This is a genomic window from Shewanella colwelliana ATCC 39565 (assembly GCF_000518705.1).
Lineage (GTDB): Bacteria > Pseudomonadota > Gammaproteobacteria > Enterobacterales > Shewanellaceae > Shewanella > Shewanella colwelliana.
Window position 1 is genome coordinate 157567 of record NZ_JAEC01000004.1, and the last position, 14562, is coordinate 172128.

12 protein-coding genes are annotated in these 14562 nt (G+C 45.2%); 6 read left to right on the forward strand and 6 right to left on the reverse strand.

Annotated features, from left to right (window positions below; all coding sequences use genetic code 11):
* Positions 1–239: 239 nt before the first annotated feature.
* Complete coding sequence (locus L876_RS0100720) at positions 240–2303, forward strand: bifunctional 2',3'-cyclic-nucleotide 2'-phosphodiesterase/3'-nucleotidase (protein WP_028762018.1); 2064 nt, start codon at positions 240–242, stop codon at positions 2301–2303.
* Between the two features lie 128 nt (positions 2304–2431).
* Positions 2432–3040 carry a DUF938 domain-containing protein gene (locus L876_RS0100725; RefSeq protein ID WP_037427688.1) on the forward strand — a complete coding sequence of 203 codons (609 nt, stop codon included), beginning with the start codon at positions 2432–2434 and terminating at the stop codon, positions 3038–3040.
* Positions 3041–3097: 57 nt separating this feature from the next.
* Here L876_RS0100725 and L876_RS0100730 read toward each other — a convergent pair whose 3' ends face one another.
* Positions 3098–4888: an acyl-CoA dehydrogenase C-terminal domain-containing protein gene (locus L876_RS0100730; RefSeq protein ID WP_028762020.1), complete on the reverse strand. Its 1791-nt coding sequence runs from the start codon at positions 4886–4888 to the stop codon at positions 3098–3100.
* Between the two features lie 245 nt (positions 4889–5133).
* Between L876_RS0100730 and L876_RS0100735 the strand changes: the two genes are divergently transcribed.
* The 4 genes from L876_RS0100735 (at position 5134) to L876_RS0100750 (ending at position 10239) form a co-directional block, all read left to right on the forward strand.
* A complete protein-coding gene (locus L876_RS0100735; RefSeq protein WP_028762021.1) occupies positions 5134–5982 on the forward strand; it encodes a D-hexose-6-phosphate mutarotase in 849 nt (282 codons plus the stop codon).
* Between the two features lie 196 nt (positions 5983–6178).
* The gene (locus L876_RS0100740) at positions 6179–9601 is read left to right on the forward strand and encodes an intermembrane phospholipid transport YdbH family protein (protein ID WP_028762022.1); all 3423 of its coding nucleotides are present in this window, start codon (positions 6179–6181) and stop codon (positions 9599–9601) included.
* A gap of 123 nt (positions 9602–9724) precedes the next feature.
* Positions 9725–9892: a YnbE family lipoprotein gene (locus tag L876_RS0100745; RefSeq protein ID WP_373316113.1), complete on the forward strand. Its 168-nt coding sequence runs from the start codon at positions 9725–9727 to the stop codon at positions 9890–9892.
* A gap of 26 nt (positions 9893–9918) precedes the next feature.
* On the forward strand, positions 9919–10239 hold the full coding sequence (locus tag L876_RS0100750) for a YdbL family probable chaperone protein (RefSeq protein WP_028762024.1): 321 nt from the start codon (positions 9919–9921) through the stop codon (positions 10237–10239).
* Positions 10240–10307: 68 nt separating this feature from the next.
* Here the strand turns inward: L876_RS0100750 and L876_RS0100755 are convergent, their stop codons facing one another.
* The 5 genes from L876_RS0100755 to L876_RS0100775 all read right to left on the reverse strand — a co-directional run bounded on the left by L876_RS0100755 (position 10308) and on the right by L876_RS0100775 (position 14555).
* A complete protein-coding gene (locus tag L876_RS0100755; protein WP_028762025.1) occupies positions 10308–11225 on the reverse strand; it encodes a universal stress protein in 918 nt (305 codons plus the stop codon).
* 393 nt (positions 11226–11618) lie between these two features.
* Complete coding sequence (locus L876_RS0100760) at positions 11619–12125, reverse strand: GDYXXLXY domain-containing protein (protein WP_051412827.1); 507 nt, start codon at positions 12123–12125, stop codon at positions 11619–11621.
* A complete protein-coding gene (locus tag L876_RS0100765) occupies positions 12112–13239 on the reverse strand; it encodes a DUF4401 domain-containing protein (RefSeq protein WP_028762027.1) in 1128 nt (375 codons plus the stop codon). Before L876_RS0100765 ends, L876_RS0100760 begins: the two co-directional genes overlap by 14 nt.
* Positions 13229–14305, reverse strand: coding sequence for a DUF2157 domain-containing protein (locus L876_RS20830; protein WP_051412828.1), 1077 nt, complete (start codon positions 14303–14305; stop codon positions 13229–13231). Before L876_RS20830 ends, L876_RS0100765 begins: the two co-directional genes overlap by 11 nt.
* Positions 14306–14339: 34 nt before the next feature.
* Entirely contained in the window at positions 14340–14555 is a 216-nt protein-coding gene (locus L876_RS0100775) for a DUF7661 family protein (protein ID WP_028762028.1), read from the reverse strand.
* Positions 14556–14562: the final 7 nt, after the last annotated feature.

The window sequence follows — 14562 nt, forward strand, 5'->3', positions numbered from 1 at the left end:
TCCCTATTCCGCACAAACTCTCGCTTACGCCCACTATTTGACCACACTAATGATATTGTCTAATTGTTAATCGATGTTACAAAATGATACATGCAAACTCTGGGGTTCGTCACAATTATCAAACAATGAGACGCTATAATCGGCAACCGTTAATAGACAATTATACTCAAAATAGCGCTATTAGCAGTTTAAGAGGTCTTTAGTTACCTCTTGGGGTCTAAACAAAAAAGAGAATGGATATGTTAAATAAAAAAATTTTAGCAGTTGTTATCGCATCATCACTCGGCTTAGCGGCATGTGGATCAGACAATAATGACGACAACACCACGGCAGTTCAGGTTGATCTACGCATTTTAGAAACCAGTGACCTGCACACTAATATCATGGATTACGATTACTACAAATCGAAATACGATCCAACCATTGGCTTAGCCAGAACCGCAAGCCTAATAAAACAAAAAGGCAGCGACGTCAGTAATTTCGTTCTTGTGGACAACGGCGACTTACTCCAAGGTAGCCCTATGGGTGACTATGTTGCCAATAATTTCAAACGTGACAACACCATAGGTGGTACTCACCCAGCCTACAAAGCCATGAATACCTTAGGCTACTCTGTGGGCAATATCGGCAACCATGAGTTCAACTATGGCTTAGATTTCCTAAGCGAAGCAATTGCTGGTGCAAATTTCCCTTATATTAACGCCAACGTATTGTGTGAAGCTGATTGTTGGGAAGGTAAAGAGAAAGGGGACAACCTATTTACACCTTATCTCATTGAAGAAAAAGTGGTTATCGACAGCAATGGCGACCAACAGATTGTTAAGATCGGCTACATCGGCTTTGTGCCACCGCAAATTTTACTGTGGGACAAGCAAAATCTTTCAGGCAAAGTCTCGGTTATGGGTATTGTCGAAGCGGCTGAAAAGTTTGTACCTATAATGAAAGAGGAAGGCGCTGATGTTATCGTCGCTATCCCTCATTCAGGGGTAGGTTCACCAACCAACCCAGTTGATGTTAACGATGAAAACGCTACCTATGCACTGTCACTCGTTGATGGCATTGACGCCATCACTTTTGGCCATAGTCACTCAGTTTTCCCATCAGCAACCTTTGATGGTTTGGCTAATGCCGATCTCGAAAAAGGCACCATTAACGGCGTCGCAGCTGTAATGCCTGGCCGCTGGGGTGACAACCTAGGCGTGGTAGATATCAAACTTGAAATGAAAAATGGCAAGTGGATGGTTATCGACCGCTCCGCAAAAGCTGAACCTATCTATGACAAAAATGCCGAGCAACCTGAATTAGTTCAGGCCGATAACGGCATTCGTGATGCTGTTGCTATGGATCACGCCAACACGCTCGCTTATGTCGACCAACCTATTGGTAAGGCATCGGCTGACATGTATAGCTTCCTCACTTTAGTGCAAGACGATCCAAGCGTGCAAATTGTCTCTAATGCCCAAATTGAAAAAGTGAAGCAAAATCTGACTGACGCACTAAAAGACATTCCAGTACTTAGCGCCTCTGCGCCGTTTAAAGCGGGCGGACGTCATAGCACGGCGGCTGACGCAGACAGTTACGTACAAGTGCCTGCTGGTGATTTAACTTATAAAAACGCCGCCGATCTTTATCTTTACCCAAACACTATGGTTGCCGTAAAAGTGACCGGTGCTCAGGTAAAAGATTGGCTAGAATGCAGTGCCAACCAATTTAATCAAATTGCACCAAATAGCACAGAGCCACAATATCTGATTAACTGGGACACACATCGTACCTACAATTTCGATGTGATTGATGGCGTTACCTACAAAATTGATGTTACCCAGCCAACTAAGTTCGATGGCAACTGTAAAGTGGTTAATGCGGATGCAAACCGTATTGTCGGTTTAAGTTTCCAAGAGGAAGATGGCACCATCATTACTGGTGAAGCGCTTGCGACCAAAGAGTTCATTATTGCATCAAATAACTACCGCGCATTTGGCGGTAAGTTTGCGGGCACAGGTTCTGATTATGTCGTCATGGAATTGCCTGATAGCAACCGTGAAGCCCTGGCTGAGTACATCACTGTAGAAACTGAAGCTAATGGCGAAGTTAATCCCGCTGCCGATAACAACTGGGACTTCGTGACGATTAACACCGCCACGAAACTTGATGTTCGTTTTGAAACTCAAGACAGTGAACTGGCAGATAAATTTATTGCTGAACAACAGTTACGTAAGCTCACTAAGCGTAGTGATCTTACCGATGAGTTTGGCTTTGCGATTTACAACATCGATCTCACTACTGAGCCTGCGGCAAAGTAACGCTGTAACACCTGTGAAAAGGCTCCTTTAGGAGCCTTTTTTATTATCCGCCATCACTTTTTATTGAGGCCTGTGGCGCATTAAGGTTAAATAAAGGACAAATAACAACAATAAGCACCAATTTACCTATGAGTGACATTCAACAGCTTCCCTTTTCGCAATCATGCGAAAACAATAAACAGGCAATTTTACCTCAACTGCAATCCCTTTTTTCAACCACTAAACGCGTATTAGAAGTTGGCAGCGGTACGGGCCAACATGCTGTGTACTTTGCCAAACACCTGCCCCAACTTATTTGGCTACCTAGCGATCAAGTGCAATATATTGAGCCGCTGTCGCTGCGCATTGAATTAGAAGGATCGAACAATATTGCACAACCAATAGCATTAGAAGTCACTCAACCCTGGTCATTGGATCCCAACGCCGTTGACGCCATATTCAGCGCCAATACTTTGCATATCATGAGCGAAACAATGGTCGAAGCCTTTTTTGACGGCGTTAAGCAGCATCTTGAACGCAACGGTCTCCTGTGTATTTACGGTCCGTTTAATTACAACAACCAATATACCAGTGACAGTAATCGCCAGTTCGACATCTGGTTAAAGCATAGAAATGTTAACAGTGGAATACGAGAGTTTGAGTGGGTCAGAGAACTCGCCCACTCAGCTAGCTTAAATTTACTGTCAGATATCGACATGCCCGCCAACAATCGGCTGCTTTCGTTTAAGAAAACATAGAGCCTCTAACAACATTGTCACCGCTCTGAAGGCTGAGGTGCCATTATTCTGCAAGCGTTAGAAATCGTCTTCACACAGCCCAATTAATTGCAAACTTGCACTTTCAACTTGCTTGCGCAAACTGCGTGTTTGCACCGCCCAGTAATTCATATAAAACTCTGCAGTAGTGAGTTTAGCGCGATAAAAGGTTTCATTCTCAACACCCTCTTCCAGTGCTTGCAAAGCCACTGCCGCCGTTCTAGCCCACATCCAAGCTAATGCAGTAATGCCAAAGATCTGCATATAGGGCATAGAAGCTGCACCGATAATATCAGGATTTGTCGCGGCCTGACCTGAGATAAAACCAGTGGCTTTTTCTAGATCAGTAGAAGCATCCATCAGAGGTAACAAGTAGGGTTTCATTGCTTCATTGTTAATATGCTCAGCGATAAATGGTTTAACCATATCTGACCATAACGTCAACGCCTCACCACGGTCAGACAGCAGCTTACGGCCGACTAAATCTAATGCCTGTACCCCGTTGGTTCCCTCATAGATCATCGCTATACGGCTATCTCGAACAAACTGTTCCATGCCCCATTCATGAATATAACCATGACCACCAAATACCTGTTGAGCATCTACACACGCATTAAATCCTCTATCGGTGATAAACCCTTTTACAATCGGGGTAAACAGGGCTGCCAATTTTGCAGCTTGTTTCTTCTGACCCGAGTCAAGGTGGCGATGGGACTCATCAAGCCATAAGACTTGCTGACCAACCAATGCCCGAGCCCCTTCATTAAAGGCTTTTTGTGCCATCAACATCCGACGTACATCACCATGCACAATGATGGGATCTGCAGGAGACGCAGGAGCTTTAACACCACTTAGCGCACGGCCTTGAAGGCGGTCTTTTGCATAGGCCAATGCATTTTGATAGGCAATCTCTGATACACCAAGACCTTGAACGCCCACCCCAAGGCGGGCTTCATTCATCATGGTGAACATCGCTCGCAGTCCTTGGTGCGGCTCTCCTACTAATTCACCCAGTGCGCCATCAAATACCATGACACATGTCGAGTTACCATGGATGCCCATTTTGTGCTCTAACGCCGTAGCCTCAACCCCATTTCTACAACCTAGACTTGCATCATCATTAACCAAGTATTTAGGCACTGCAAAAAGCGATATGCCCTTCACCCCCTCTGGCGCATCAGGCAAACGCGCTAGCACTAGATGAACAATATTTTCGGTCAGATCATGGTCGCCAGATGAGATAAATATCTTTTCACCACTTACGGCGTAATTTCCCTCCCCAACGGGTACAGCTTTAGTGCGTAGCAGCGCAAGATCGGTTCCCGCATGAGACTCAGCCAGGTTCATAGTACCCGTCCACTCGCCGGAGACCAGCTTCTCAAGATATTTCTGCTTGAGCGCATCGCTGCCGTGGGCATGAATCGCTGCATAGGCACCGTGGGTTAGCCCAGGATACATAGCAAACGCCATGTTGGTGGCAGTTTTCATCTCTGTGGCAAAAATCCCCACGACTTCAGGTAAGCCTTGGCCGCCATAGATAGGATCACTGGTTAACGTTGCCCAACCATTTTCAACATACTGCTGATAGGCGGCTTTGAAACCAGTAGGCGTTTTTACCTCTCCCTCAACAATTTTGCATCCCTCTACGTCACCACTACCATTGAGCGGTAACATCACGTCAGTGGTAAATTCAGCGACACCTTGCAATATCGCATCGGCAAGTTCAGCATCAATCTCTTCAAATCCTTGAAGGTCGTCACGCTGATAGATGTTAAGAAGTTCATTTAAGACAAATTGATAATCTCGTAGGGGAGCTTGATAGATAGGCATTCCATAATCCTTTTTATTATTTGAATAACTATTTAACTGGGTAGAAATTAGGGTGAAACAAAAACTGCTCTGACCACTGTAACCAAGTACGCACAAAAATGCAGCACAAAAGTACCTTGTTTTCCGCTAAGAACAGGGAAACCGCAAAATCAACCAAACCGATACTTATGCTTTTACACAAAAATCTGTAAAGTAGACAAAAATATTCCGGTCATTGGCCAGCATTCAGGAATGAGGATTAGCGCATGGGTTCTGTCACCACCAAACAACATCCAAATGGTTTAGAGTATGTCGATATTGACACCTCGCTATGTAAAGCGAGAATATTTATGCAAGGTGCGCAGATAGATCACTTCCAACCTGTGGGTAAACCGCCACTATTATGGGTATCGCCCGCCGATGATTATCAGCCAGGTAATGGTATTCGTGGCGGGATCCCAGTTTGTTGGCCTTGGTTTGGTATGAGTGAAACACCTGATTGGCCACAACATGGATTTGCTCGGACTCGCATCTGGTCACTCGACTCTGTACAGATGAAAAATCAAGCTGTAGAGCTCAAGTTCAGTCTTACCATAAGTGAAGAGGACCAGCTCTATTGGCCTCACAATACAAAAGTCGAGTTAATCTTTAACCTGACTGACACCTTAAAAGTAAGCCTAGTGAACACCAATCTCACTGACTACCCGGTGAGTCTTACCCAAGCTTTACACACCTATTTTCCAATTGAGGATATTCATCAGCTCAAGGCAACGGGTTTTGCAGGATCAAAGTATATTGAATTTGGCGAAGGTCCGTTCTCACAAGATGGAGACGAAGTCGTCTTTAACAAAGAGACTGATCGCGTCTACACCCAATTAGGTGAAGTACAGCAACTTAATACCCCGCAGGGTATAATTAACGTGCACCGAGAAAACAGTCAATCAGCCGTATTATGGAACCCTTGGATAGACAAATCTCAACGCTTATCACGTTTTAATAGCGACGACTACCTCACCATGGTGTGCCATGAAGCCGCTAATGTCCTAGAAGATAAGGTCACGCTAGCACCAAGCAGCTCCCACACCTTAACAACCGTCATTAGCTGGGCCAAATAATCCAAAAAATGGGCGCACTGAACGCAACTGAAGGCCTCATGACGAGGCCTTTTCTTTCAATATTTACTTCGTCGATGCGCCGTCTAGCATCACCACAACACTGATCGTCCCTTCAGGACTAAAGCCATTAGTTCTCACCTGGATTGAATGATAGAATTCACGCTACAGGATGGAACTTCTCAAGAGATAGGGATAGATGCGGCAGGGCTTTTCTAACGTGACTCAACGCTTAATGTTAATAACAGTGCTATTTTTTATCACTGTTGGCATCGCGAGCAGCCTTCTGATTGTCAATATGAGCTATCTGACCCAAGCAGTTGCTAATCGTTATCTTATGCCTCAAGGCAGCCAAGTCACTGCCATCACGCTCTCTTTATCGTCCCTAAGTCATTTGCGCATTGACACGCTGTCCCTCGACGTTAACGACAGCCAAATTCATATTGACGGCCTGCAGTTAACACTGGCGAAAAAACCATCTTGGCTAGATATGGGTCTAAAAGATATCGAAACCATTGCACTAGGTAATATCTCAGTTGCATTAAACCCGACACTGTTAAACCCGCAATCGGCACAAGATTCAAGCAGTGGGCCGACCCTGTCGTTAGATCTCAACCATCTACCACAAATCGCTATCGGCCCAACCCATTTTGAGGTCAAAGAAATCAACACTATGGATTTCAGCCTGGATATGGACTACCTAAATTTGGACGACCAAGGGAGGGTGACCAGCGCACTCAGTCACCAAGGACAGCTTTTATTGGCGTTTGAGGTTAGTCTCAATCCCAATCAATGGGCGTTAAACAGCACGCTATCTCTTGAGAGACTGCAAGGGCTGCTCAATCAAATCGCTCAACTCCCCACTGTTAACCCTGTAGGTCCGCTGGGACCACTGATCGCACTAAAGGAAACGGTTGAACGTCACCACCTGGCATTAACTGGCGATCTTGCCACGTCTGCCACATTAGATATCTCCACCGCTCAATTAACCTCTACCCACCAGCTGTCAAACCTCTCTATGTCAGTGGACAAGATTGCTGGCACGTCACTGCAAACGCCACTAGACTTGCAACCTCAATCAGCACATCCCCAAGCCGAAGGCCCCATCAGCTTTACACTTAATGGGCCCATCACTGACCTAACCTTGGCGCTACAACCTCTGTCGCTGCAACTAGCGCTATCTGAAGAGCAGTACCAAGGCTTGCTCAGACCATTAGATGAAACTGGCCTGCATGGCCTATTTCAACGCATAAAAGATGCTCAACAAGCGACAGAATTTACGGGGTCTTCATCGCTTAATATTCACCTAGCACTACAATCGCCGCTTCTCTATCGAATGGCTAACGCCCAGTTGACGCTCGGCAGCGCCATTGCCGAGGTCACATTAGCTGATTTTTCGCTAAGTGCTGAGCTAACCGATAGCCGCTATGTCCATACGCACAATAGCCGTCATGCAAATAGCCAGTGGTCATTAAACCTCAAACAGGGAGCACCGCTATGTCTGTCCGCGCTTGATAGCGGTCAATTCAATACCCAGCCGACCTGCAATAATCAAGATGACGCCTTTAATCTGGCGCAGCTCAAACTTGCCACTCATGGGGAATTGATATTCACTGGAGGTCTTAACAACCTAGGTCAACCCACATCGGCAATGTACGCGCTAACCATAGCGCCAGGCAGCGAACTTAAACTCCAGTCACCCGCTTACCAGCGGCCGAACATCGCGGTGACCGCTCAACAAATCTCCCTGCAGCTTATGCAAGCAACTCGACTGACCGTAACTGAATCACTAACCGCAGAGGTCGGTGAACTGCTTGTAATCCTTGAAGGTAATCAATTTGAGTTTGGTCGGCCCATATCGCCACTAGGCAGTGATAATCGTCATGGAGGATCTTCCAGTCAATCCGATTTTCAATCAATACTCACTAGCCAACTGAGTACTATGCAGTTTGCTGGCGCATCGCTTACCATGGGTCTACAGGGCGTTGAGCAACTGTCGATACTGCCTATGACGATGACGACCAAATCACCGCATTTACTCAGCCGGAATGCACTGACACCAAAAGATGATAGCCTACGCAGCGATACAGTGACTTTTCAAAGCACAAATGAATTCAGATTTGCTAACCGTTATAGAGACCAACAACCGCCACAGTTTAGCTTCCCAGAAATGCGTGTTGTGGCCAGTAATACCTCAATCTATCGGCACACAACCAATAGCGAAAATCAGCCGAGAGAAACGGAACTGCAGCTAGATAGCGCATCGGTGCATAGCCAAGGCTTTTCACTCAACTCGATAAAAGATGACTCTGACGCCCAGCAAGCTAAACATGTCATCACAGCGTTGCTCCATCAACCGGGGCAAACCTCGCTAACCTATCAGCTCGATAATGTTACCGCCACCGAGCACTATAAAAAGCGCAATAAACAGAAAAATCGCAAGACTCTGAGTTTAACCGGTGCAACCTTGTCACAAGAATTGAGTTGGCGACCAGCCAATGAGCAATTTAGGCTTAGTACCACTGAACAGTGGCAGGCCGACACCCTTCAATTCAATAGCGCTCACCAATTAACTTTTTCCAGCAAGGAAACGGTGGCGCTGTTGGATGGTCAACTCTCATTCAATAGCGATATTAACCAACTACTTACCCAGTCTAACATTTGGTTTGCAACCCAATTACCAGCCGACTTAATTGGCGATATGAGCATCACCAGCGACTATCAACTGAGATGGCAGCAAAGCGGCCTCGCACTTGCTATGAAGATGACGCCCAAGGTTGAGATAAGCCAGGGGTCAATCAATAATTTTCCATTAGAACAAGCAAGTTTTAGTGGAGATTGCAGCCTTTCTAGTCGCGATTTACTCGGCAATATTACGCGGCTTGGCTGTGATGCACTGCAGCTGAAGGTTGCCGCGTTTAATCCAGGGGTCCTATTAACCGATCTAGAAGCCACTACACAGATCTCACTGGAGGGTTCAGCGTTCAAGGCAAATAAAGGTGCATTAGCACAGAGCAATTATGCCGTGACACCACAAATTGATTACTCCCCGATTTCCCCGCTAAGAAAAGCGCAGATCGATATTAAAGCGCACGCCAACACATTAGGCGGCAGCGTACTCCTGCCTAAGTTCAATCTCAATTTGAACGGAGGATCAGAAGCCTATCTGGTGCTACAAGCGATAGACCTGCAAGCCTTATTAGCCATTCAACCACAAGTCGGTATCTATGCCGATGGTTTTTTTGATGGCGTACTGCCAGTTGAACTAACAAACGGTCAAGTATCGATAGAAGGCGGCCGGCTTGCCGCAAGAGCGCCTGGTGGCTTGATTAAGGTCGAGAACAACCCTGCCGTGTTACAGATGCGCCTGTCACAACCCTACCTGGATTTTGCTTTTGCCGCCTTGGAAGAGCTCAATTACAGCGAATTATCCAGCTCCTTTGATATGCAATCAAATGGTGATGCGCAGCTTATGGTCAATGTAAAAGGTCGAGCAAAAGATATTGAACGCCCGATTCACTTGAACTACTCTCAAGAGGAAAACATGCTACAACTACTTCAAAGTTTACAAATTGGTGATCGGTTGCAAACTCAAATCGAAGAAGCGATGGCTAGCCAATAACACTGTTCAGCTAACAGTCATATTCGCCCTGTTACGCTATCAATCATAACGATAGCAGCAATCCTGTTTAGCAGATAAAAGGAACTATCCGTGAAGAGACTACCCAAATGGCCCTATGCAGTTATCATACTACTGCCTGTCGTCACCCTGTTTGGCTGTACGCCAACCGTAAAGATTGAGCCACCCGATAAACCTATCGTCATTAATCTCAATGTTAAAATTGAGCATGAAATTAAGATTAAAGTCGATAAAGAACTCGACGCACTGCTTAATAATGACGAACTATTTTAAACCGACATAGGTATAAGGAGATAAAAATGAAACGTAAACTACTTGTACTCGCGGCAGGTTTATTGCTCAGTATTAATGCCTTTGCGATCTCGCTTCAAGATGCTAAAAGCCAAGGTTTAGTCGGTGAGCAAACCAACGGTTATCTTGGACTCGTGGTCAACAGTGGTGTGAGCAGCGATTTAGCCACAACCGTAAATGCTAAACGTAAAGCCCACTATCAGAAGATCGCCACTAAGAATGGTATTAGTATTGAGGATGTCGCCAAGTTAGCAGCCGAGAAGGCAATAGCGGCGACTAAAAAAGGCCACTATATCCAAACTAAAGACGGTAAATGGGTCAAAAAGTAGTAAGTTAATCGTGCTGCGCAGTCAAGGTATTGGCTGCGCCAGCGGCGTATCTAGCTTATTGGTCGCGGTTAATGCATGCTTTGTGGCTTCACCACTAATAGGTCGCAATTAATTCTGTCAATCACTAGCTCTGCGATATTGCCGCACATGTTATTGAGCAATCCTTGATGACCAAAGTCGCCCACTATCACCAGTTCAGAATCTACCTCCTTAGCGACAGATTCTATAGCATCTTCAGGCAAGGCTTTAGCCACATGAAGCAACGAATTGTTATCATTACCACCCCTTGAGTCTAAATGATACTGGCTCAAACAGTTTGAGAGTTTTTCTATGTGGTGCTGCTGATTGGTCCTCTGGTCATTTTCAAGATGAAAAGAGATACTGGGGTTATCGCCATAAAAGCAATCGATTAAGTGACAGTCTCCTTGTAGCAAGTGACTAAAGTGGGCTGAGGTTTGCAATACAGTACTGTTTAAGGATTTGTGGTCTTCATCTTCACAGCAAGGCTCCACGAAGGACAAAATATGCCCACCTGGCTGCCAAGGATGATCCTTTACCACGAAGACCGGTTGGTCAGACTCTCGCACTAAACGTAAATCCAGTGGTTTAATCGTCAACCAGTCCCACATCTTATGCCGCGATGCGGATACCACCACAGCATCGACCTTAAAATCTAAACAAAATTGCAGTACGTCATCGCTGCTATGGCAACTGATTGATGCCATCGAAATGTTGATGCCAGTGTGTGCAGCCTTTTTGGTAAACTCATGCAAACAATAGTACTTCTCTTCTAATGTCGAAGGTTTGCCTATCTCCGTTTTCACCTCAAAGGCATCAAGCAAACGGTTCACCGTGTTGCCATGCTCCAGCAACATAACAATTACAGCTGCATGATTCTTTCCCGCAATATAAGCTGCTCGAGAGATCCCTTTTAGGGTAAAGTCATGTTCATCGACCACAACCAAAATCCGCTGATAGCTGTCCATTACTATTCACCTCATCTTGAGTAACGCATTAATTGTAGTCAAGTCGGACGTAGAAAAGCGTCAGCGAATCCGTATAAACAGGGTAGTAATAGGCAAACGCATGATAATAGAAATGATTATTGTTAAGACTGTTTTTGACTTAAAACAGGCTGTTTAGCCCGTTTTGTTTAGGGAGGTAATTAATCGCATTCAAACAAACACTTACCAAAAATTGGATGTACACCCACCCTCAACGCATAGCAGTCAACTGAAATTAAAGATAAAAAATATTGTTTACAACCGGCAGGCCGACAGCATTAAAACAACAAGTATTCTTTATTACGTTTAAACAATCCCCATCATTGGGATAATGGTCATCCTACCACCGTAACAAAGCTTACAACGCAACAGCGCTTAGATAGGATTAAAATCTTTATCCAACATCTGACTTAGCAACAATTTTCCCGCCGGATCAACGCGAAATTCTCCATATTTAGATAACGCAAACTCATCGGCTCTGCCCTCCTCAAAGAAAAACGCATTACTGGCAAGTTTCACTTGACCTGCTCGCACCCGATATTGAATGAGTCGTTGATCTGTCTGTAATGTTTCTCCTTGGTAGAGCCCAACAAATTGCGCCACACCTTGGTTAGCAATGTTGATAACAAATAGCCCGTCTTCATTTTCCTCTTTGACAGTCTGACGAAGGCTAGCCGCTATGCGGTAATTAAGCGCCATATAATCCCCTTGCATTAATGAGCGAGGATCAACTGGAGCAAGTTCAAAAATCACCACATCGCCACCGGCCAATAACTGTTCCTGTTGGTAAATATTGACATTTATCAGCGCGAGTATCGTCAAAGCTGTTACCACCACCCATACGGATGCATAATCTAATTTCAATGATTTATTCACCTTCATGGTATTTGACCTCACTCCCTGTACTTTCCCGCTCTACTGTTTCGCTCTCACCCATAGCAAATCTGAGGGCTAACAGCAGCAAGCCGCTCGCCATTAACCACAACGACTTATCAAACAGATCCATATGCAGCGAGTAATAATAAAGGCCGATAAAAGCGACTAAGCCACACACAGAAAGCACCACCAACTTAAGCTCGTTATAAAAATAGCCTAACAGCAACATTAATATTGCAGCGCTAACTCCACTCATCACAATGGAAAGCAGACTAATAAATATCGCAACCAAGATAGTGGTAAACTTGGCTCTCGCTAACATCGCCCCGTTACTTTTAGCATGAGTATTGAGCTGATTTAAGACTTGTCTAATAAGCCAAAGCGCCGACAACAAGATCATGGTGATGGCCATATATTGGCTCATCGCTGCATCAAACGTCATCAACACCTTGGGCAGATTCATCATTTGTCCCATCTCAGTCATGGAGACATTTGCCATCAACAAATTAATCCCAACCGCATACCCTAATACCCTAAGGCGTTGATAATGCTGAGGCCAGCGGTAGACGCTCAGCCAGATAAGCATAAGTAAAACCACTAGCAGTGGCAGTACTAGCACCGTCCACTGATTAATGACTAAAATGGCTAACAGACTAGGCACCATGCATAGTGCCGCTACAAATTGATTAATCTTATGAGGAATCACCAGCCAGTGTAGGGCAAACACTAACAGATAGATTAAGGCGATCAGCGTATCATCAAAGGCATTTAAACGCTCATATATCCCCCAAAGCAGCATCAGTTGGCCACAAAGGCTGAAGGCAAACACCATCTGTAATACAAACTCTTGACGATTAGCGCCAATACGGTAATAAACTAAACACCCTAAACACAACAACGTCCCAAGGCTAATAAACGACTCAGTGATGTCGGCAACAGATGAAGCACTCGCCAGCACAAAGGCCAATAGAAAAAGTGCCGCTATCCAGCCGCCAAGCATTTGCGCCCCAATGATATACCAAGGTACCGACAACTCTGTTTCGGGTAACGTGTCGCCATTGAGTAGCCCTTGATTTGACAAGCTCTGCCATAATTTGCGCTGGGTGATATTATGGCTCATGGCGGGTTACCTCAGTGTCAACACAGGCCATCTCAATGAACAGTTTCTGCAATTGCTTTAGCCAAATTAAACAGCCGCTGGTTAACCCCACGACCACCATCGCTAGCATAAAAAAGCCACCGACGGGATCGTTTGAATCTAATAACCCTCTGGATAATAAACCAATTATCACAGCACTAAGGCTGGTCAACACCAACGTCAGTGGATATAAGGTGGGCAAGCGGTAACGATACCAGCCAAACACGCCCGCCATAGTCAGTAGATAAAACAGGCCCAAGCAAGCAAACCTAAGATTAAATTTGAACTCAAAAACAACCCAAATCATCATCCACGTTAAACCAAATACCGAGACAAATAGTGCCGTTGTTTCGACACTCGGACTGCAAAAATGTGACCGACCTGCCCATTTAACCCGCCTCAACGCAGTAAATACGCCATGCATCATTAAATTACACCAAGCAAACACAGCGATTTGCTCGATATCTTCAAATATAAAACTAAACATGCCGGAGAAAGTACGGAAATAGAGCACTAAGCTAACATTGAGTAACACAAGGACGAGTAACCATAACAGGTCAAACCCTGCGATGATGGCAAAAGGTAAAATCAGTAACGCCCACGTAGCAAACAACTGCCAGGGATCGGCGCCAGTTTGATAGGTCTGTCCCACTAACGCCAATAATGCTCCCACCATGATACTGGCACCCAATAACATTGCGTTAGCCAGTGTCCAGCCATAATGGTTTTCCACACGCTTTGGTGTCGTTTGCTTTCGCTGTTGTCGATTGAACAGATAGAAGCCAACAATAAACAGTAACAATAGCGATTCAACCAAGGCAAATTTGGTCAAGTTAGTTAAGGCGTTCCAGTTAAACGCCATAAAAAAAATCACCCCAGCGCTCAGCAATAGTACGCCAAGATAAAGTAATAAATAACCGATTAGCTTACGCCATTGCTGAATACTTGGGTGTGGCGATGCCACTGACATCGCGGCTTTGAAATCGTTTGGGCTAATGTGACCGTGGCTAAACCAGTGCCAAACGTCCGAGCGTTGTTTATTTATCATCCCTTATCCTTGGAAATAGCGTTGTTGCTTGCCGCTAAGCGAGCTTTATCACGTCTGGATGTTGAATACTTGCCGATTCATGGTAAATATCGGCCAAATATTGAGCCAACTCAGCCTCAACAAGCAAATGGGCGATCACGACATCAGTCACAGGACGGCGCATACCTAATCCTGACTCAATCGCTAACATCCATCCCCGATCACGGCGCGTTATAATCATTGTGGTACCAAATACATCAAACTTCGCCACATCTTCC